The following is an 18720-nucleotide window of genomic DNA, read 5'->3' as shown; positions in this document are numbered from 1 at the left end:
GAAATGCCACGCCCCCTCTACCTGAACATCAGGATTAAGGTGCGTTGGATGACGTTAAACGCTTACGCATTATCGCGATGACAATGTTAGGGCTGAAGTTTGCCTGCGAATCGCAGTGACTGTCAATGCTGAATCACAGGCGTAAAAAAGGAGCCTTTCGGCTCCTTTCATTCATCTGGCGTAGTAATTACGCTTTCAGCTTACGCATAACCAGAGTGGCATTGGTGCCACCGAAGCCAAAGCTGTTGGACATCACGGTGTTCAGCTGACGCTCTGTCGGCTGAGTCACGATGTTCAGGCCTTCAGCCTTTTCGTCCATCTCGTCGATGTTGATGCTTGGGGCAACGAAGCCGTGTTCCAGCATCAGCAGGGAGTAGATTGCTTCCTGAACGCCTGCGGCACCCAGAGAGTGACCGGTCATCGCTTTGGTCGCAGAAATCGCTGGCGTGTTGTCACCGAAGACTTCACGGATTGCGCCCAGTTCTTTCACGTCGCCAACTGGCGTAGACGTACCGTGGGAGTTCAGATAGTCGATTGGAGAATCAACACCGTCCATCGCCAGCTTCATGCAGCGTACTGCGCCTTCGCCAGACGGAGCAACCATGTCTGCGCCATCAGAGGTTGCGCCGTAACCAACCACTTCTGCGTAGATATGTGCGCCACGCGCCAGAGCGTGTTCCAGTTCTTCAACCACAACCATACCGCCGCCGCCTGCGATAACGAAACCGTCACGGCTCGCATCATAGGTACGGGAGGCTTTGTCAGGGCTTTCATTGTATTTGGTGGACAGTGCGCCCATCGCATCGAACTCACAGGCCATTTCCCAGCACAGCTCTTCACCGCCGCCAGCAAATACTATGTCCTGTTTGCCCAGCTGAATTTGCTCAACCGCACTGCCGATGCAGTGTGCGGAAGTCGCACAAGCGGAGCTGATTGAGTAGTTCACACCGTGAATTTTGAATGGGGTGGCGAGGCACGCGGAAACCGCAGAAGCCATCGCTTTGGTCACAACGTAAGGACCGACCGCTTTCAGGCCACGCGGGCTACGCATTGCGTCTGCGCCGAAGACCTGAGATTTAGAAGAACCACCGGAACCTGCAATCAGGCCCACGCGTGGGTTGTTCTGATAAACATCTTCTTTCAATCCAGCATCTTCAACAGCCTGCTGCATTGAGAGGTAAGCATAGATAGAGGCATCGTTCATGAAACGGACCACTTTGCGGTCGATAAGACCCGTGGTGTCCAGTTTGACGTTACCCCACACGTGGCTACGCATACCAGAATCTTTGAATTCTTGAGAGAAAGTGATCCCCGAGCGTCCTTCACGCAGAGATTCCAGGACTTCCTGCTGGTTGTTACCGATGCTGGAAACGATGCCCAGGCCAGTAATCACTGCACGTTTCATTCAATACCTCTGTAAGTCATATACTATTTTAAGTTTCGAGTGGCACAATAGCGTACACTTGTACGCTGAACAAGTCCGATCAGACAAATTAAGTATAAATTTGCGCCACCCGGCACACATCGCTAAGATCGCCGGACGCCTTGCACTGCGAGTAACTTACGTGAAACAAAACGCCATACAACCTGCCAACCTCGAATTTAACAGTGAGGGTACACCTGTTTCCCGAGATTTTGATGACGTCTACTTTTCTAATGATAACGGACTGGAAGAGACCCGATACGTTTTTCTTGGGGGAAACCGACTAACGGAGCGCTTTACGTCTCACGATCGTTCCCACCTGGTGGTTGCCGAGAGTGGATTTGGTACCGGATTGAATTTCCTCACTCTCTGGCAGGCATTTAAGATTTTTCGCGGCTCGCAGCCTGACGCTACGCTACAAAGATTACATTTCATCAGTTTCGAAAAATTCCCGCTGCGTCTGAACGACCTGAAACTTGCTCATCAACACTGGCCTGAACTGGCTGATTTTGCCGCGCAGTTACAGGCGCAATGGCCCCTGCCCTTTTCTGGCTGTCACCGCTTAGTGCTGGATGAAGGTAAGGTCACGCTGGATCTGTGGTTTGGCGACATTAATGAACTGGTCGACACGCTGGATGACTCCCTGAATCAGCAGGTCGATGCGTGGTTCCTTGACGGTTTTGCGCCCGCCAAAAACCCGGATATGTGGACGCCAACGCTGTTTAACGCGATGGCAAAACTGGCGCGTCCCGGCGCCACGGTGGCGACGTTTACCTCAGCGGGCTTTGTGCGTCGCGGCTTAAACGACGCCGGTTTTTGCATGAAAAAGAGCAAAGGCTTTGGGCGCAAGCGAGAAATGCTGACCGGGTATCGGGATGATTCGCAACCAGCAACTGCCACCGCGCCGTGGTTTGCCCGCTCCGGAAGTGAAACCCGAGAAACGGCGATTATCGGCGGCGGTATTGCCAGTGCACTGCTGTCTCTGGCGCTGCTGCGCCGCGGCTGGCAGGTGACACTGTATTGCGAAGATGACGCTCCGGCACAGGGTGCCTCCGGCAACCGCCAGGGCGCGCTCTACCCGCTGCTGAGCGCCCACGATCCGGCGATGGAAACCTTCTTCCCGGCGGCGTTTACCTTTGCGCGCCGTCTGTACGACTCCCTGCCCGTTGCTTTTGATCATGACTGGTGCGGCGTGACGCAGCTTGGCTGGGATGAAAAAAGCAGTCACAAAATTGCTCAGATGCTGAAGCTGGCGCTGCCACCAGAAATTGCTGTTGAAGTGGATGCGGCCGAAGTGCAGCGCACGCTTGGTGTCGAAACGGGCTGTGCGGGCATTCAGTACCCGCTCGGCGGCTGGCTGTGTCCGGCACAGCTCACGGCGGCGGTTATCGAACTGGCCTGTCAGAATGGACTGAACGTTCTCTGGAATCATCGTTGTGAAACCCTCGACGCGCAGGCCAGCGGCTGGGCGCTGCACTTTGCAAACAGCGAAACACAACATCACGCCAGCGTGGTGCTCGCCAACGGTCATCAGATTAATCAGTTCTCGCAAACGGCGGAGCTGCCGGTATCTGCGGTGGGCGGTCAGGTCAGCCATATTCCGACCACGCCGGAGCTGGCGAAGTTACGTCAGGTGCTGTGTTACGACGGCTATCTCACGCCGCAAAATCCGCACAACCAGCAGCATTGCATCGGTGCCAGCTACCATCGCGGGCAAACGGAAATGGCCTACAGCGAGGACGATCAGCAGCATAATCGGCAGCGTTTGCTCGACTGTTTCCCGGATGCTACGTGGGCACAGGAAGTCGACGTCAGCGACGGTGAAGCCCGCTGTGGCGTGCGCTGCGCCACACGCGATCATTTACCGATGATGGGCAACGTGCCAGATTATCCGCAAACGCTGGACACCTACGCCACGCTGGCTGAAAAGCGCGACAATGCCCAATCAGCGCCTGTTCACAACAACCTGTTCATGCTCGGCGGCCTGGGTTCACGTGGCCTGTGCTCTGCCCCGCTGGCGGCAGAAATTTTGGCTTCACAGATGAGTGACGAACCATTACCACTGGATGCCAGAACCCTGGCAGCGCTGAATCCGAACCGGCTGTGGGTGCGTAAACTGCTGAAAGGCAAAGCGGTTATCAAAGCAGATTAATGCGCTGCTGCGCCTGTTTGCGATACTGCAACGGCGTCTGATGCATCATCCGTTTAAAGCAGGTGATGAAGTAGGTCACCTCCTGAAAGCCAACTTTCGCCGCAATCGCATCGACGCTCATTTCACTGGTGCGCAGCAAATCACAGCTGCGCTTCAGCCGCCGGGTGAGCAAATACTCGTGAATACTTCCGCCTGTCTGTTGGCGGAAAATGCGTGACGTATAGCTGCGGGAAAGCCCAATAGCCCGCGCCAAATCCTCCAGCGAAAACTTCTCGCCGTAATGCGCTTCCAGCCACTGCATGATTTGCGCCGACGCGGTTTGCTGCTGCGGTGTGCTGGCCTGTGGTAACGCGGGCAGGAGCGACATTATCTGCATCACCAAAAAAGCCACTTCATCTGCCGGATAATGCTCTCTGGACGCAAGTGCCGCAAACTGCGCCAGAACGGTTTCCATATATTCGGCATGCTCGCTGAGATCGTAGGCCTGAGCTGGCGCGTTGCTGGCGGCCAGGCGGGAAAACTGCGCCTGAAAGCGTGGAAACTGTTGCAGATTGCTCTCTACCGCTGACTGCTCGATATGCATGGCGGAACGGTGGTAATGGTTATTATCGCTATCATCGACATGTACTTTGTGCAGGCGAAACGGTGGGAAGATAAACAGCCTGCCGGGGCGTGCGGTATAGTGCTGATTATCCACCACCACAATGCCATAGCCTTGTGAAATATAGAGAAACTCAACGCACTGATGCCAGTGATAATAGACCGCGCTGGATCCCCACATCCGGTTAAAAGAAATCGCCTGCTTTTCTAAGGTTATTCTTTCCAGTAACTGTACATCGCTCATTCCGTCACCATGACAACAAAATTAAATTTTTAGCCTACGGTTTGCAATTTATTGCCCTCTCAGTGGGGAAAATCCAGCGAATTTAAAATAGCGGTTCATTTTTGTGAACCTGCTCACTCAGCCATTGAAAGAAAAGCGGCTAGGCTTGGTTTCGCCGACTGATTCGGTCGCGGTAAAAGTCCAATAACAATAATGTTTAATTTTCTCGTGTCTGACGGGAGGGCCTCGTGCAACCTGAACACATTACCTTTGAAAATCCTTTACAACAGCGCAGTGACCTCACCCAATGGGTGAATGAAATATTGAATGCGGTCACCCCCTTTTTTAAAAATAACGCCAGCGGTGTGGATCTGGCGAATTTCACCACCCATTACGGCCAGCGCATCGCCAATATGGAAGCGTTCTCCCGTTTATTATGGGGCGTCACGCCGTTACTGGCAGGCGGACAGGAACCTGAACAGCTTTCTCTGTACATTCAGGCTATTAAAAACGGCACCCATCCGGCGCATCCGGAATACTGGGGAGAAATTGGCCATAGCGATCAGCGGGTAGTGGAAATGGCCGCCTACGGTCTGCTGCTGGCGCTGGCACATCAGCCGCTGCTGGCGCACTTCAACGAGCAGGAAAAACAGCATCTGTGGCAATGGCTGAAGCAAAGCGAAACCGCCACTATTCCTGACAATAACTGGCACTTCTTTCCCATTCTGGTGCAGGTCGGTTTTCATCACGCAGGAATGCCCGTCAACCACGAAGTCATTGAGCGCCATTTTGCGGCGATGGAACATTACTGGCTTGGCGACGGCTGGTACAGCGACGGCCCGGATCGTCCGCGCGATTACTACATTTCGATGGGGTTCCACTTCTACGGCCTGATTTATTCCAGGCTGATGAAAGAGGTCGATCCGCAGCGCTGTGCCACGTTGCGCGAACGCGCCACCGTCTTTGCCGATGACTTTATCCATTTCTTTGACGAAGACGGTGCAGCAATTCCGTTTGGTCGCAGCCTGACCTATCGCTTTGCGCAGGCCGCATTCTGGAGCGCCGCCGCCTTTACCGGACTGGAGGTGTATTCGCCGGGCATTCTTAAAGGCCTGGTGTTGCGCCATCTGCGTTGGTGGCAACAACAGCAGCCGTTCGACCGCGACGGCGTGCTGAGCGTCGGCTACAGCTATCCAAACCTGATCATGGCCGAAGACTATAACGCGCCAGGCTCGCCGTACTGGGCGCTGAAAACCGTGCTGGTACTGGCGTTGGGCGAAAACAGCGACTTCTGGCAGGCCAAAGAAGAACCGCTGCCGCCACGCCAAACGCCGCACGCCATCCCGAAAGCTGCACAGATCCTGGTCCACCAACTGAATCATTTATGGATGCTGACGTCTGGCCAGCTGGAGCGGAACAATTTCGTCAACACCGAAGCAAAGTACTGCAAATTTGCCTACTCGACGCGCTATGCCTTTAACGTCGAACGCGGGCGCTTTGGCCTGGCGCACGCCTCGCCGGACTCGATGCTGTTGCTCAGTGAAAAGGACAACTACTGGCGTGGACGCCGCGAATGCCAGCAGGTCAGCGTGCATGAAAATTACATTTACTGCCGCTGGCTGCCATGGAATGACGTCACCGTCGACAGCTGGCTGGTCGCGCACGGCGACTGGCAGGTTCGCGTTCACCGGCTGAAAACTGCCCGCGAACTGGACTGCGCCGAAGGTGGCTTCAGCATCAATTCCCGCCCGCTGCCGCAACAACAGCTTGAAGCCGGAATCAGCCATCTGACCGGCGAGCATGACACCAGCGCCATTATGTGTCTGAGTAAAAAACGCCGTCAGGGGGAGGTGGTATTAACCCCACCAAACAGCAACCTGCTGTTTGCCGACCGCGCCGCCGTGCCGATACTTCGCGGTGAATTATCACGCGGTACGCATTTGCTGATAAGCGCCGTCTGGGCCGGAGATCCGCAGGATTTCGGCGTCACCAGTGCCCCCGAAGTCAGTGTTGTGCAAGGCGTTATTCATTTGACGTCGGCCACGCAGAAAACGCATTTTCCCCTGACCGAACTGCCGTGAGACTGAGGAGACAATCATGACCGCGACAACCTCGCGCACTGCGCAAATTAAGATGAGCAGCTTTATCTTTCTCTACTTCTTTACCTGGTCCTCAAGTTTTGGGCTTTATGCCCTGTGGTTAAGCCAGAAAGTCGGTCTGGACAGCATCACCATCGGCAGCGTTTTCGCCATCAACGGCGTGTTTGCGGTGATCATGAAGCCAGTATACGGCTACATCATGGACAAAATCGGCATGAGCAAATGGCTGCTCTATTTTGTCTGTGCCGTGTCTGCGCTGATGGCGCCATTTTTTATCTTCGTCTATCAACCGTTACTGCTGAGCCATACCCTCGTTGGGATTATTATCGGCGCGCTGTATCTTAGCCTCGGCTGGTACGCTGGCGTGGCGGCATCGGAATCTTATGCAGACCGCTTCAGCCGTTTGTATAACCTCGAATTTGGCCGCATTCGTATGTGGGGATCACTTGGCTGGGCGCTGGCGGCATCGCTTTCTGGCGTACTGTTCAACCTCACGCCGCTGGCAAATTTCCTCGTCAGTAGCGGCACCTCGGTGTTGATGCTGCTGGTGTTGATCAGCCTGAAAATCGGCGATGAGCAACTGCGCAGTAATAACGTTATCTCTGACAACAAAATCGTCTTTGGCGATGTCATCTTACTGCTGAAAAACCGCAAATTCTGGATGTTCAGCCTGTATGTCGCCGGTGTGGCCTGGATGATGTTTGTCGCCGAGCAGCAGTTTCCGCGCTACTTCGTCTCGTTTTTTAGCACCAAAGAACAGGGCAACGCCTGGTACGGCTATCTGAGCATGATCCAGTCCGGCACTGAGTTTGTGATGATGATGTTTGTCCCGATGCTGGTGAACAAGTACGGCGCCAAAAAAGGATTATTACTCTGCGGCCTGGTGGTCGGTTCACGTCTGATCGCCTCCGGCCTGACGACCGATCCGCTGGCTATCTCGATAATCAAACCGTTATATGGCGTGGAGATCGCCCTGCTGCTGATTTCGGTGTTCAAATATATCGCTGAGCATTTCCACAAGAAGGTCAATGCCACCATGTACCTGCTCGGCTATCAGGCGATGATCTATGTCGGTTCCGTCGTTGTCGCACCGCCTGCGGGCTATCTATACGCCAAAATCGGTTTCGAGCAGACCTACCTGATGATGGGCTGCTGCGCCCTGCTCTTTACGCTGATTTCCACCCTTACTCTTTCACGCTGCCGCTCAGAGCGCGACCCTCATCCCGAGGACGCACAGACGCCGGACGCGGTAATCATTGCCCCTGCAAAAAGTCATTAAGGAGATGTTATGACCCATTCCGTTGTTACTGAACCGTTGTGCCCTATTGAGCTGTATGCCATCGACCGGCCGGCACTGCGCCAAAGTCTGGAAATGGCCCTGCAACGCATCAGCCGTAAACTTGACCATAATATCGTGGCCTTTGGCGACTACTTCCCCGGTGAAGCCTGTGAAAACGGAATCTGGCCACGCAGCAAAAATGTGGAGTGGACCACCAGTTTCTGGCCCGGGCAACTCTGGCTGATGTGGGAAATGACCGGCAAAGCACACTACCGGGAAGCCGCAGAGCGCTACATCCCTTCCTTTGTCGAGCGTATTGAGCAACGCATTGAGACCGCGACCCATGACCTGGGCTTTTTATACTCGCTCTCCTGCGTCAGCGCCTGGCGTCTGACTGGCAATGACGTTGCCAGACGCACCGCATTACAGGCCGCCGATACGCTGATGGAGCGCTTTAACCCGACAGCCAAAATCATTCAGGCCTGGGGCGACCTGAACGACCCAGAACAACAGGGCCGGATGATTATCGACTGCAACATGAACCTGCCGCTGTTGTACTGGGCCAGCGAGCAAACCGGCGACCCAAGTTATGCCGAAGCCGCGACGGCTCACGTTGAACAAGCCGCGCGGTATATCGTACGCCCGGATGCCTCGACATATCACACTTACTACATGGATGTGGTGACCGGTGAACCGCGCTTTGGTAACACCCATCAGGGTTATAGCGATACCTCCTGCTGGTCACGCGGCCAGGCATGGGGAATTTACGGCTTTATGCTGAGCTACCTGCACACCGGTGACAGCAGCATGGTCGAACTCACGCGCAGTCTGGCGCACTACTTTATCAACCGGTTGCCGGAAGATTCAGTCTGTCATTGGGATCTGGCGCTGCTGGGCACAGATGCCGTACGCGACAGTTCAGCCGCCGCGATCGCTGTCTGTGGATTGCTGGAACTGGTGAAGGCCCTGCCGACGCTGGATCCGCATCGCGCGCATTACGAAGAAATGGCGCTGCGCATCATGAAATCTCTCACCGATAACTATCTCGCCCGTGATGACGAAGCCTGCGAAGGTCTGCTCAAACATTCGGTGTATCACATGGCGAGCGGCAAAGGCGTGGATCAGTGCTGTAGCTGGGGCGACTATTTCTATCTCGAAGCGATGGCGCGCCTGCGTCGGGTTTGGCCGCTGTACTGGTAAACCCTCAACCATAAAAAAGCCCCCAATTTTGTAATCGGGGGCTTTTATTTCGCCGGGTGGCGCTACGCTTACCCGGCCTACAATGTCCTGTAGGTCCGTGCAAACGCAGTGCCGCCAGGCATTTTCATCTCAAACTTATTTAAATTTTGCCTTCTGGAACAACGTATCCCACATGCCGAGCACCAGCGCCTGATCGCGCGGGTTCAGTTCACCAGCGTGAATCGCTTTTTCCAGGCTCTGGGTCACTTTTTCGTACACCGCTTCCGGAGAGTGATCATCACCCGCTTCCAGATCTGCGACCGCAAGCGTCAGGTGGCCGCGGAGGTAGCCGCTGGCAAACAGTTCATCGTCGCTGGCGTGCTCTACCATGTCATCAATTAACGCCAGAATGCGCGATTCAAATTCTGCGATCATCTTCTTTCCTCAATTTAGATCTTCCGGCCAGGGGAAGTGTTCCGCCGTTAACGTCGGCGTTTGATAATATTTTTGCAATGCCGCGATGAAGCGCGCCGGACGCGCCGGGATCCCTTCCGCGAGATACGTCATCACCTGTGCATGAACCCGACGCTGGAATACGATGCGGTCAGGCTCAACATCCCCTTCGAGATTGTCGCAGCTCACGTTGAACGGAAAACCTGCGGCGACGCAAAACAGCCAGTCGAACGCCTGTGGCTTAACTTCCACATCTTCGAACTGACCCTGCGTTTTCGCATCGCGTCCATCCGGGCAGTACCAGTAACCGAAATCCACCCGCTTGCGGCGCTCGGCACCGGCAATACACCAGTGCGAAATCTCGTGCAGGGCGCTGGCATAAAAGCCGTGCGCAAAGACGATGCGGTTGTACGGCGCATCGTCATCAGCAGGAAGATAAATCGGTTCGTCTTCGCCTGAAATCAGACGGGTATTAAAATCATCAGCAAAACAGCTATCGAATATGTCGATCAGCTGCTGAAAATGGTGTTGTTGCATTAATGAATTCCCAACCACTGGAGGATCTCCGCCCCGTGACTGTCATAGAGAAGTTTAGCGCTCATCACCGCCGAAACGATGACGATCATCGGCCGGATCAGCGTTTGTCCTTTGCTGAGCACCAGTCGCGATCCCATTCGCGCCCCTAAAAATTGTCCTGCCATCATCACAAAACCGGTTCCCCAAATCACCTTACCGCCAATGATAAACAGCAACAAACCGCCCACGTTTGAGGTGGCGTTCAGCACTTTTGCGTGCGCGGTAGATTTGGCGAGATTAAAACCAGCCAGCGTCACAAACGCCAGCGCATAAAATGAACCCGCTCCGGGGCCGAAAAAGCCGTCATAGAAACCGACACAGCCACCGGCGACCAGTGCAAACGGCAGCCCGTGCAGGCGACGCTGGCGGTCTTCTTCGCCGAGCCTGGGCATCAACAGGAAATACAGGCCGATGCCAATCACCAGCAGCGGCAGGATCTGACGCAGAACGTCGGACTGCACGTGCTGAACCAGCAGCGCCCCGCTCATTGAGCCAATAAAGGTCATCAGAATATTGAGTTTTTGGTCCGCCAGGCTGACAACTTTGCGGCGAACAAAATAGAGCGAAGATGACAGTGACCCGCCGCAAGCCTGCAGTTTGTTGGTTGCCAGGGCGTTTGCCGGAGACATACCTACCGCCAACAATGCCGGAATGGTCAGCAGACCGCCGCCGCCTGCCAGAGAGTCAATAAATCCGGCCAGTAGCGCGATAAAGAAAAGTGCCACCAGCAACAGCGGTGACACCATAAAGATCTCAGTGAAATGTTCCATTAAAGGACATGCTCATCCAGTAGCGCCTGGCAAGAACGCGGCAACGGTGGCGGCGTTTTCTTCACAGGTTTGGTTGTTCCCGGTTTCGGTGGCTCGAACCAGCTTTGCAGTTCTGCACCACAGCCATCCCCCGGTGGAGGTGGCGCCTGATCTTCACACTCAAGGCTCCCCGCCGGACAGCGTAAACGCACGTGCATGTGGGCACGATGCTGGAACCACGGACGCACTTTACGCAGCCAGTCGCGATCGGTACCCGCATCCAGACACAGTTGCTGTTTGATAGCCGGGTTGACGAAAATGCGCGTCACATCGTTATCTTTGGCCGCCAGTTTGATAAGCGCACTGATTTGCGGCGACCACAGCGACGGCACCACGTGTTTGCCATTTGCCGCCACTAAATCAAGCGCCTGCGGCTTTAACAACTGCGCGGAGGTCCAGCGGGTTTGTGGAAGTTGCAGGAAAATGTCGACATCCAGCCCCGACTGATGACTGGCGTGACCGCCATTGAAACGCCCACCCGCCGGCATGCCCATATCGCCAATCAGCATCGTGCCCAGTCCCAGGTTGTGCACCTGATTGCTGAGCCGCTGAATGAACAGAATCAAATCCGGATGACCAAAGTAGCGACGCTGATCGGTACGCATCACTTGATAGTTATCGGAGCGCAGCGGCAAACCTTCCGCGCCGACGATACAACCATTGGCAAAAGCCCCAATCGACTGGGCAGTGCCCGGAATTGGCTGGGTGATTTTTTGCCACGGCGTGGCGGCGAACCCCGCGTGGCTTACCAGTAAAGTCAGCAGCGCAATGACGATTTTTTTCATTTTCCCGCAATCCCTGGAGAACGTTACCAGCGAGGCAGCGTGGTGGTGACATCCGCATTTTGCGCACGCTGGCGCAGCAGATGATCCATCAGCACAATAGCTAACATCGCTTCGGCAATCGGCACTGCGCGGATCCCCACACAAGGATCGTGACGGCCTTTGGTTACCATCTCGACTTCTTCGCCAAAACGATTGATGGTATGGCCCGGCACGGTGATGCTCGACGTTGGTTTTAGCGCCATGTGGGCGATGATTTGCTGCCCGCTGCTGATCCCGCCGAGTACACCGCCAGCGTGGTTACTCTGGAAACCGTCTTTAGTGATTTCATCACGGTTTTGGCTACCGCGCAGGCTGACAACATCAAAACCGTCGCCAATTTCAACGCCTTTCACCGCATTGATGCTCATCAGCGCATGCGCGATATCGGCATCCAGGCGGTCAAAGACCGGCTCACCGAGACCCGGCGGCACGCCGTCAGCGACCACAGTGATTTTCGCCCCAATCGAGTCGCCTTCTTTTTTCAGGCCGCGCATCAGTTCATCAAGCGCATCGATTTTATCCGGATCCGGGCAGAAGAACGGATTCTGTTCCACCTGGCTCCAGTCTTTAATTTCCAGCGGAATATCACCCATTTGGGTCATACAGCCGCGGATAACCACGCCGAATTTCTCAGCGAGGTATTTTTTAGCGATAGCCCCTGCCGCTACGCGCATCGCAGTTTCGCGAGCGGAAGAACGGCCACCGCCGCGATAGTCGCGCAGGCCGTACTTTTGTTCGTAGGTGTAATCAGCGTGGCCCGGGCGGAATACATCTTTGATGGCACTGTAATCCTGGGAGCGCTGATCGGTGTTCTCAATCAGCAGCCCAATACTGGTGCCGGTGGTTACGCCTTCAAACACGCCAGACAGGATTTTAACCTGGTCCGGTTCGCGACGCTGGGTGGTGTAACGCGAGGTTCCCGGACGACGTCTGTCGAGATCGTGCTGCAGATCAGCTTCCGTCAGAGGAATGCCCGGCGGCACGCCGTCGACGATGCAGCCAAGAGCCACACCGTGAGATTCGCCAAAGGTGGTTACGCGAAAGAGTTGTCCAATTGTATTTCCTGCCATCACAGCCCCGTCGAATTTTAATTAATCTTTATAGATGCTGAAGTGTTCATGGGCAGCCAGAAGCTGCGCTTTGGTGAGCATGAAGACGCCGTCGCCGCCGTTATCAAACTCAAGCCAGGTGAACGGAACGTCAGGATACTGCTCTATCAGATGTACCATGCTGTTACCGACTTCACAAATCAGAATACCGTCGTCAGTCAGGTAATCAGGCGCATTGCCAAGAATACGTCGCGTCAGCTTCAGGCCATCAGAGCCGGATGCCAGGCCGAGTTCAGGCTCGTGGCGATATTCGTTCGGCAGGTCGGCCATGTCTTCCGCATCAACATACGGCGGATTGGTGACAATCAGGTCGTACTGCACTTTCGGCAGGTCACGGAACAGGTCAGAACGGATTGGCGTGACGTGATGGATGAGGCCGTGATCTTCGATATTTTGCTCAGCCACCGCCAGCGCATCCGGGGAGATATCGACGCCGTCGACTTCCGCTTCCGGGAAAGCGTACGCACAGGCGATAGCGATGCAGCCACTGCCGGTACACATATCCAGAATATGCTCAGGCTGATGCGCAATCAGGCCGGCAAAACGGTTGTTGATGAGCTCACCGATCGGCGAGCGTGGCACCAGCACGCGTTCATCCACGTAGAATTCGTGGCCGCAGAACCAGGCTTTGTTGGTCAGATAGGAGACGGGAATGCGCTCGTTGACGCGGCGAATCACGCGCTCAACGATACGGTGTTTTTCACTGGAGGTCAGACGCGCAGTATGCATGTCTTCCGGAATATCCAGCGGTAAATAGAGTGACGGCAGCACCAGCTGAACCGCCTCATCCCACGGGTTGTCCGTGCCATGACCATACCAGATACCCGCGGCGCTAAAGCGGCTCACCGACCAACGCAACATATCCTGAATGGTATGCAGCTCATTGACTGCTTCATCGACAAAAATTTTATCCACTTTCCCCTCCAGGGCCCATCGCTGAAATTCGGCGGCTAGTTTGCCATGAAGACGCCGATAAATCAGCATTCTTGCGTCATGAGAGCGGGGAAAAATGCGTTTTCACTGCCCGTAAGCGAAGAGAGTCGGGTAAACTGTCGCAAAGCGAAAATGAGATGAAAGAATGAAAAAGAAAACCTCACTGAGCGAAGAGGATCAGGCGCTGTTCCGTCAACTGATGACCGGCACCCGCAAGATTAAGCAGGACACTATTGTCCATCGCCCGGCGCGTAAGAAAATCACTGAAGTGCCGGTGAAGCGTTTGCTTCAGGAACAGGCCGATAACAGCCACTATTTTTCCGATGAGTTTCAGCCGCTGCTGAACACCGAAGGCGCGATGAAATACGTGCGCGCGGACGTGAGCCATTTTGAGGCAAAGAAACTGCGCCGTGGGGATTATTCCCCGGAGCTGTATCTTGATTTGCACGGGTTGACCCAGATGCAGGCCAAACAGGAATTAGGTGCGTTGATTGCGGCTTGTCGTCGTGAACATGTGTTTTGTGCCTGCGTGATGCACGGGCACGGGAAACATATTCTGAAGCAGCAGACGCCGCTGTGGCTGGCACAGCACCCGCACGTGATGGCGTTTCATCAGGCACCAAAAGAGTATGGCGGAGACGCCGCATTGGTGGTGTTGATTGAAGTGGAAGAGTGGCAGCCACCAGAATTACCGTAGGAAAACGACGCGGGGAGAAGTGACAGGTAAAAATGGCGGGAAGCGCACGGCTCACCCGCCTTTTACTCAGATGGCTTTAGCCATCTTCAAATTGCACGGGCTCATCTGCCAGTTAAACTGGCCTTGCCCATTAGCATCAAGCGTGACGTTCGCAATGGCGGATGTCGAGAACATCGGCGGAGCTTCACTCGGGCAGAGCTCAGACACCAGGTAGCCGACCAGCGGCAGGTGGGAAACCACCAACGCAGAGGCAACACCTTCGTTCGCCAGCGCCTGCAAATAGGCGCTTACCAGCCCCACATCGCCGCAAGGCGTGAGTTCCGGCAGGACATCGATCTCTTTTGGCAGGTTCATGCACTCCCCCACCACATCCAGCGTTTGCTCTGCTCGTAAGAACGGGCTGACCAAAACGCGCTCAATATCCACTTTTTGACCTTTCAGCCAGTTCGCCATCTGACGGGATTCATCGCAACCACAAGTGGTAAGGGGACGAACCGAGTCGCTGGCTGCATCGAGGGCAGCGTCGCCGTGACGCATAATAAAAACTTGCATATTGCACCGCTTTTGTTAACCAGAAGCACCGGGGAAAAACACACGTACAAAGTACGCTGTCTATTCGGTGGTCGGGCATTGTGCCTGATCCATTCGATGAATGAAACGCTGTTTTTTACCTTAATGGCGTAAGTATAGTCAATCTCTGTTTACAAAATAACCATACAACAGCGTTATGCCTCTCTTGGATTTACCTTTATTTGACCTCAACTTAACGTCTCAGTTTCATTTACGGGCCAAAAGGCCAGGCCCTGTTCTGCCATCCTGATTAATGCGTCGCACGGCGTGAACCGTGGTCCATACTGCGTCGTCAGGCGTTGCAGAATCGCCACGACCTCCCCCGCACCAAGGCTGTCCATATAGCGGAACGGGCCGCCCAAAAAGGGGGGGAAACCAATACCAAACACCGCACCGATGTCACCATCGCGGGCGCTACGCACTACCTGCTCATCAAAGCAACGTGCGGCTTCGTTGAGCATCATCATCACGCAACGCTCAGCAATCTGTTGCCCAGAGAGCGTTCCCTTCTGCCCACCGCCAATAAGCGTATAAATTGCAGGGTCAGGCTGTTTTTTTCTTTTACGCCCTTTTGCGCCGTAAAGATAGAAACCGCGACCATTTTTTCTGCCTTTGCGATCGTCGTTCAAAATTGCGCTAATGATATTTGCAGGTGCGCTGAAACGTTCCCCGTAAGCGCTTTCCAGTACTGGAATAATTTTAGTTCCAGTATCGATTCCGACCTCATCCAAAAGTTGGATTGGGCCTACCGGGAAGCCATATTTCGTCAGCGCGCCATCAATTTTTTCGATGGATTCGCCCTCTGTCAGCAGCCGAATCGCCTCATTGATATAAGGCGCCAGAATGCGATTGACGTAAAAACCGGCTTTATCCGCTACCACCACCGGTGTTTTACCGAGCTGTTTCGCCAGCTTCACAGTGGTGGCAATCGTGGTTTCCGATGTGCCCACATGGGGAATCACTTCAACCAGCGGCATTTTCTCTACCGGGCTGAAGAAATGCAGACCAATCACCTGTTCCGGGCGCTGCGCCTGCGCGGCAATATCGCCAATCGGCAGCGACGAGGTGTTAGAGGCAAAAATAGTGTGTGGCGCAAAGTTAGCCTCCACCTCTGCCACCATTTGTTGTTTCAAGGATAAATCCTCGAACACCGCTTCAATCACGACGTCACGATGGGCAAAACCGCTGTAATCAGTGGTGCCAGAAATCAGCGCCAGCTGGCTGTCACGCTCACTGGATCTGATATGGCGGCGACGCACCTTCTTATCAAGCAGCTCCCAGCTGTACTTCAGCGCATGGTTGATGCCGTTGGCATTGATATCCTTTATACGGACCGGCAATTTCGCTTTGCTGGCGGTGACAAACGCAATACCGCCGCCCATTAGGCCCCCCCCCAGAACCGCCGCCGAATGCAGTGGTTGCGGCTCGGCGTTAGCCGCCGGATCCTTTTTCACGTCGGTGCTGGCAAAGAAGACAGAGCGCAGTGCTTTTGACTGTGGCGTCATCGCCAACTCGCCAAACGCCAGGGCTTCCTCGGCATACCCGCTGCTGCTGCCCTGCGCCAGACCCGTTTCGAGCACCTTCAAAATGCGCCCGGTGGCAGGATAATTCCCCTGCGTTTTCTGTTCTGTTTTTTTCGCCGCCAGGCTGAACACCAGACTGCGTCCCAGCGGACCGGCCAGAATGCGTTCCCGGACCGGCAGACGTCGGCTGGTCGGGCGTTCCTGTTTAGCCAGCTCTATTGCCGCTTCGAGAAGGATAGCGTGCGGTACTACGTCATCCACCAGACCGACTTTTAATGCCTGCCGGGCGCGAAGCTGTTTCCCGGTGAGGATCATGTCCAGCGCGGTGCTGATGCCAACCAGCCGCGGCAGACGCTGCGTGCCGCCTGAACCCGGCAGCAGGCCTAATTGGACTTCCGGCAAGCCCAGCACCGTTTTCGCAGCATCTGTGCAAATGCGGCTGTGACAGGCTAACGCCAGCTCGAGACCGCCCCCGAGACAGGCGCCGTGAATCGCGGCAATGACCGTGATTGGCAAAGCATGAATCTCCGCCATGATCTGCTGTCCCTGTCGCGCCAGCGCTTCAGCTTCCTGCGCCGACGTACAGTTGCCAATCATGTTGATGTCGGCCCCGGCAATGAAGTTATCCGGTTTGGCGGAGATGAACACCACGCCACGCAGGGCTTTGTTGTCGCGGATTTGCTTGAGGATAGCCCGCACCTGAACGCCAAATTCGGCCTTCAGGGTATTCATTTTTTCGCCAGGAACGTCGATGGTAATGACCGCCACGTTATCGAGGCGTTCGGTCAGAGTAAATGCGGATGTCGTTTCCATTATTCGGCCTCCAGAACCATGGCTGCGCCTAAACCACCGGCCGCACAGGCGGTCACCAGACCAAAGCCACCGCCGCGACGGCGCAGCTCATTGAGAGTTTGGGTGATCATGCGCGCACCTGTTGCTGCAAAAGGGTGTCCGTAAGCAATGGATCCGCCCAGCACGTTGAATTTACTGTCGTCCACTTCACCGGTCGCATGGCTGCGGCCCAGCACGTCGCGCGCAAAGCGCTCGCTCGCCATCAGTTGCAGGTTCGCCAGCGTCTGGGCGGCGAAGGCTTCATGCATATCAAACAGGGTTAAATCGGCCATCGTCAGCCCGGCACGTTCCAGCGCCAGCGGCGTGGACCACGCGGGCCCCAGCAGCATATCCTGCATGACATCAATCGCGGTAAACGCGTAGCTTCGCAGATAGCCGAGCGGCTTCAGACCCAGCTCTTTTGCGCGAGATTCCGTCATCAAAATAACTGCCGCCGCGCCGTCGGTCAGCGGGGTGCTGTTGGCAGCAGTCACCGTGCCATGTTTGCGGTCAAAGGCCGGACGCAGCTTTGCGTAGTCTGCCAGAGAAGAATGGGTCCGCACATTGTTGTCCTGCGCGAATGGCTCACGGAACGGCGGCGAGTAGGCCGTCATTACTTCGTTTGCCAGCTTGCCGTCGGCCCAGGCTTTGGCTGCATGAAGATGCGAGCGATGCGCCAGCGCATCCTGTTGCTCACGGGTAATGCCCCAGCTTTTAGCCATTTGTTCGGCGGTGTCGCCCATGCGTAAACCGGTGGAGTACTCCGCCACGGCAGGCGGCACGGGGGCCAAATCTTTGAGGCGCAGACGAGAGAAGAGTTTGAGTTTCTGCCCCAGCGTGCGGGCTTTGTTAGCATCTACCAGCGTGCGGGCCAGCGCTTTACTCACGCCAATCGGCAAGACAGAGGAGGAATCTGCCCCACCGGCGATCCCGGCACGAATGGTGCCTGCCATCAGGCTTTCCGCGACGTTGGCGACGGCCTGGAAGCTGGTTGCGCAGGCGCGGCTGACACTATATGCATCGGTATGTACGCTCATGCCGGTGCCGAGCACAATTTCACGGGCGATGTTTGGCGCTTCCGGCATTTGCACGACCTGACCGAAAACTAACTGCTCGATGACTTCAGGAGGAATTTCGCTGCGAGCCAGCAGTTCACCGACAACCATTTTTCCCAGTTCAATCGCGGGAATGCCGTGAAAAGCCGTCGCCTGGCGGGCAAAAGGCGTGCGTAACCCGCTGACAATGGCAATGCGATCGCCCTGGCGGGTGATAAGCGGTAATGCCTGACTCATAACTGTCCCCTGGTAAACGTAAAAAAGTGGTCTGACCTGATAACAGTCTTAACTAATTTTTTACATCCAGCCAATCAGGGAAGCATAAAAGTGAGAGCCAAAACACACTGGGATAAAAAAGAAAACGCCCCTGCTGAGCAGAGGCGTT

General features: G+C 55.2%; 16 protein-coding genes. 5 read left to right on the top strand and 11 right to left on the bottom strand.

The features are described from left to right. Positions 1–187 precede the first annotated feature (187 nt). On the bottom strand, positions 188–1405 hold the full coding sequence (fabB, locus tag MUU51_RS15660) for a beta-ketoacyl-ACP synthase I (protein ID WP_159770125.1): 1218 nt from the start codon (positions 1403–1405) through the stop codon (positions 188–190). 160 nt (positions 1406–1565) lie between these two features. Between fabB and mnmC the strand changes: the two genes are divergently transcribed. Further along, the gene (gene mnmC, locus MUU51_RS15655; RefSeq protein ID WP_200849671.1) at positions 1566–3575 is read left to right on the top strand and encodes a bifunctional tRNA (5-methylaminomethyl-2-thiouridine)(34)-methyltransferase MnmC2/FAD-dependent 5-carboxymethylaminomethyl-2-thiouridine(34) oxidoreductase MnmC1; all 2010 of its coding nucleotides are present in this window, start codon (positions 1566–1568) and stop codon (positions 3573–3575) included. Here the strand turns inward: mnmC and MUU51_RS15650 are convergent. After that, the gene (locus MUU51_RS15650) at positions 3562–4419 is read right to left on the bottom strand and encodes an AraC family transcriptional regulator (protein WP_159770119.1); all 858 of its coding nucleotides are present in this window, start codon (positions 4417–4419) and stop codon (positions 3562–3564) included. The genes mnmC and MUU51_RS15650 overlap by 14 nt on opposite strands. A 227-nt stretch (positions 4420–4646) precedes the next feature. Here MUU51_RS15650 and MUU51_RS15645 point away from each other — a divergent pair, with 227 nt between their 5' ends. Genes MUU51_RS15645 through MUU51_RS15635 form a run of 3 tightly spaced genes read left to right on the top strand, consistent with a single transcriptional unit; the run spans position 4647 to position 8976 of the window. Next, positions 4647–6479 carry a DUF2264 domain-containing protein gene (locus MUU51_RS15645; RefSeq protein WP_258968090.1) on the top strand — a complete coding sequence of 611 codons (1833 nt, stop codon included), beginning with the start codon at positions 4647–4649 and terminating at the stop codon, positions 6477–6479. Positions 6480–6495: 16 nt separating this feature from the next. Continuing rightward, the gene (locus MUU51_RS15640) at positions 6496–7776 is read left to right on the top strand and encodes an oligosaccharide MFS transporter (RefSeq protein ID WP_200849670.1); all 1281 of its coding nucleotides are present in this window, start codon (positions 6496–6498) and stop codon (positions 7774–7776) included. Positions 7777–7785: 9 nt separating this feature from the next. Beyond that, positions 7786–8976 carry a glycoside hydrolase family 88 protein gene (locus MUU51_RS15635; protein ID WP_258968089.1) on the top strand — a complete coding sequence of 397 codons (1191 nt, stop codon included), beginning with the start codon at positions 7786–7788 and terminating at the stop codon, positions 8974–8976. A 135-nt stretch (positions 8977–9111) separates the two neighbouring features. Here MUU51_RS15635 and MUU51_RS15630 read toward each other — a convergent pair whose 3' ends face one another. From MUU51_RS15630 to prmB, 6 genes are read right to left on the bottom strand one after another with little or no spacing between them, the layout of a single operon-like run. Further along, positions 9112–9390: a YfcL family protein gene (locus MUU51_RS15630; RefSeq protein ID WP_159760464.1), complete on the bottom strand. Its 279-nt coding sequence runs from the start codon at positions 9388–9390 to the stop codon at positions 9112–9114. A gap of 9 nt (positions 9391–9399) precedes the next feature. Next, complete coding sequence (locus MUU51_RS15625; protein ID WP_159770110.1) at positions 9400–9945, bottom strand: elongation factor P hydroxylase; 546 nt, start codon at positions 9943–9945, stop codon at positions 9400–9402. Beyond that, entirely contained in the window at positions 9945–10754 is an 810-nt protein-coding gene (locus tag MUU51_RS15620; RefSeq protein WP_159770107.1) for a sulfite exporter TauE/SafE family protein, read from the bottom strand. The genes MUU51_RS15625 and MUU51_RS15620 overlap by 1 nt, the downstream gene beginning before the upstream one ends. Further along, on the bottom strand, positions 10754–11578 hold the full coding sequence (gene mepA / locus MUU51_RS15615) for a penicillin-insensitive murein endopeptidase (RefSeq protein WP_258968088.1): 825 nt from the start codon (positions 11576–11578) through the stop codon (positions 10754–10756). Before mepA ends, MUU51_RS15620 begins: the two co-directional genes overlap by 1 nt. Positions 11579–11601: 23 nt before the next feature. Next, positions 11602–12687 carry a chorismate synthase gene (aroC, locus tag MUU51_RS15610; RefSeq protein WP_159770101.1) on the bottom strand — a complete coding sequence of 362 codons (1086 nt, stop codon included), beginning with the start codon at positions 12685–12687 and terminating at the stop codon, positions 11602–11604. Between the two features lie 21 nt (positions 12688–12708). Further along, positions 12709–13641 (bottom strand): 50S ribosomal protein L3 N(5)-glutamine methyltransferase, encoded by a 933-nt coding sequence (gene prmB / locus MUU51_RS15605; RefSeq protein WP_258968087.1) that lies wholly within the window; start codon positions 13639–13641, stop codon positions 12709–12711. Positions 13642–13804: 163 nt separating this feature from the next. On the opposite strand from prmB, the gene smrB reads away from it, so the two are divergent. After that, complete coding sequence (smrB, locus tag MUU51_RS15600) at positions 13805–14356, top strand: endonuclease SmrB (RefSeq protein WP_110509151.1); 552 nt, start codon at positions 13805–13807, stop codon at positions 14354–14356. A 66-nt stretch (positions 14357–14422) separates the two neighbouring features. Here the strand turns inward: smrB and sixA are convergent, their stop codons facing one another. The 3 genes from sixA to fadI form a co-directional block, all read right to left on the bottom strand. After that, positions 14423–14908, bottom strand: a complete 486-nt coding sequence (gene sixA / locus MUU51_RS15595) for a phosphohistidine phosphatase SixA (RefSeq protein WP_159770095.1) — start codon at positions 14906–14908, stop codon at positions 14423–14425. 206 nt (positions 14909–15114) lie between these two features. Beyond that, positions 15115–17262, bottom strand: a complete 2148-nt coding sequence (gene fadJ, locus MUU51_RS15590; protein ID WP_258968086.1) for a fatty acid oxidation complex subunit alpha FadJ — start codon at positions 17260–17262, stop codon at positions 15115–15117. Next, complete coding sequence (fadI, locus tag MUU51_RS15585) at positions 17262–18572, bottom strand: acetyl-CoA C-acyltransferase FadI (RefSeq protein WP_159770089.1); 1311 nt, start codon at positions 18570–18572, stop codon at positions 17262–17264. The genes fadJ and fadI overlap by 1 nt, the downstream gene beginning before the upstream one ends. Positions 18573–18720 lie beyond the last annotated feature (148 nt).

The sequence above is a fragment of the Scandinavium manionii genome, from assembly GCF_024764775.1.
GTDB lineage: Bacteria > Pseudomonadota > Gammaproteobacteria > Enterobacterales > Enterobacteriaceae > Scandinavium > Scandinavium manionii.
This window is presented reverse-complemented; position numbering and strand designations above follow the sequence as displayed.

Excerpts from the sequence above, each read along its gene's own strand:
- fabB (WP_159770125.1), bottom strand. The coding sequence starts at position 1,405 with ATGAAACGTGCAGTGATTACTGGCCTGGGCATCGTTTCCAGCATCGGT.
- MUU51_RS15650 (WP_159770119.1), bottom strand. The coding sequence starts at position 4,419 with ATGAGCGATGTACAGTTACTGGAAAGAATAACCTTAGAAAAGCAGGCG.
- MUU51_RS15640 (WP_200849670.1), top strand. The coding sequence starts at position 6,496 with ATGACCGCGACAACCTCGCGCACTGCGCAAATTAAGATGAGCAGCTTT.
- MUU51_RS15635 (WP_258968089.1), top strand. The coding sequence starts at position 7,786 with ATGACCCATTCCGTTGTTACTGAACCGTTGTGCCCTATTGAGCTGTAT.
- MUU51_RS15630 (WP_159760464.1), bottom strand. The coding sequence starts at position 9,390 with ATGATCGCAGAATTTGAATCGCGCATTCTGGCGTTAATTGATGACATG.
- MUU51_RS15625 (WP_159770110.1), bottom strand. The coding sequence starts at position 9,945 with ATGCAACAACACCATTTTCAGCAGCTGATCGACATATTCGATAGCTGT.
- MUU51_RS15620 (WP_159770107.1), bottom strand. The coding sequence starts at position 10,754 with ATGGAACATTTCACTGAGATCTTTATGGTGTCACCGCTGTTGCTGGTG.
- mepA (WP_258968088.1), bottom strand. The coding sequence starts at position 11,578 with ATGAAAAAAATCGTCATTGCGCTGCTGACTTTACTGGTAAGCCACGCG.
- aroC (WP_159770101.1), bottom strand. The coding sequence starts at position 12,687 with ATGGCAGGAAATACAATTGGACAACTCTTTCGCGTAACCACCTTTGGC.
- smrB (WP_110509151.1), top strand. The coding sequence starts at position 13,805 with ATGAAAAAGAAAACCTCACTGAGCGAAGAGGATCAGGCGCTGTTCCGT.
- sixA (WP_159770095.1), bottom strand. The coding sequence starts at position 14,908 with ATGCAAGTTTTTATTATGCGTCACGGCGACGCTGCCCTCGATGCAGCC.
- fadJ (WP_258968086.1), bottom strand. The coding sequence starts at position 17,262 with ATGGAAACGACATCCGCATTTACTCTGACCGAACGCCTCGATAACGTG.
- fadI (WP_159770089.1), bottom strand. The coding sequence starts at position 18,572 with ATGAGTCAGGCATTACCGCTTATCACCCGCCAGGGCGATCGCATTGCC.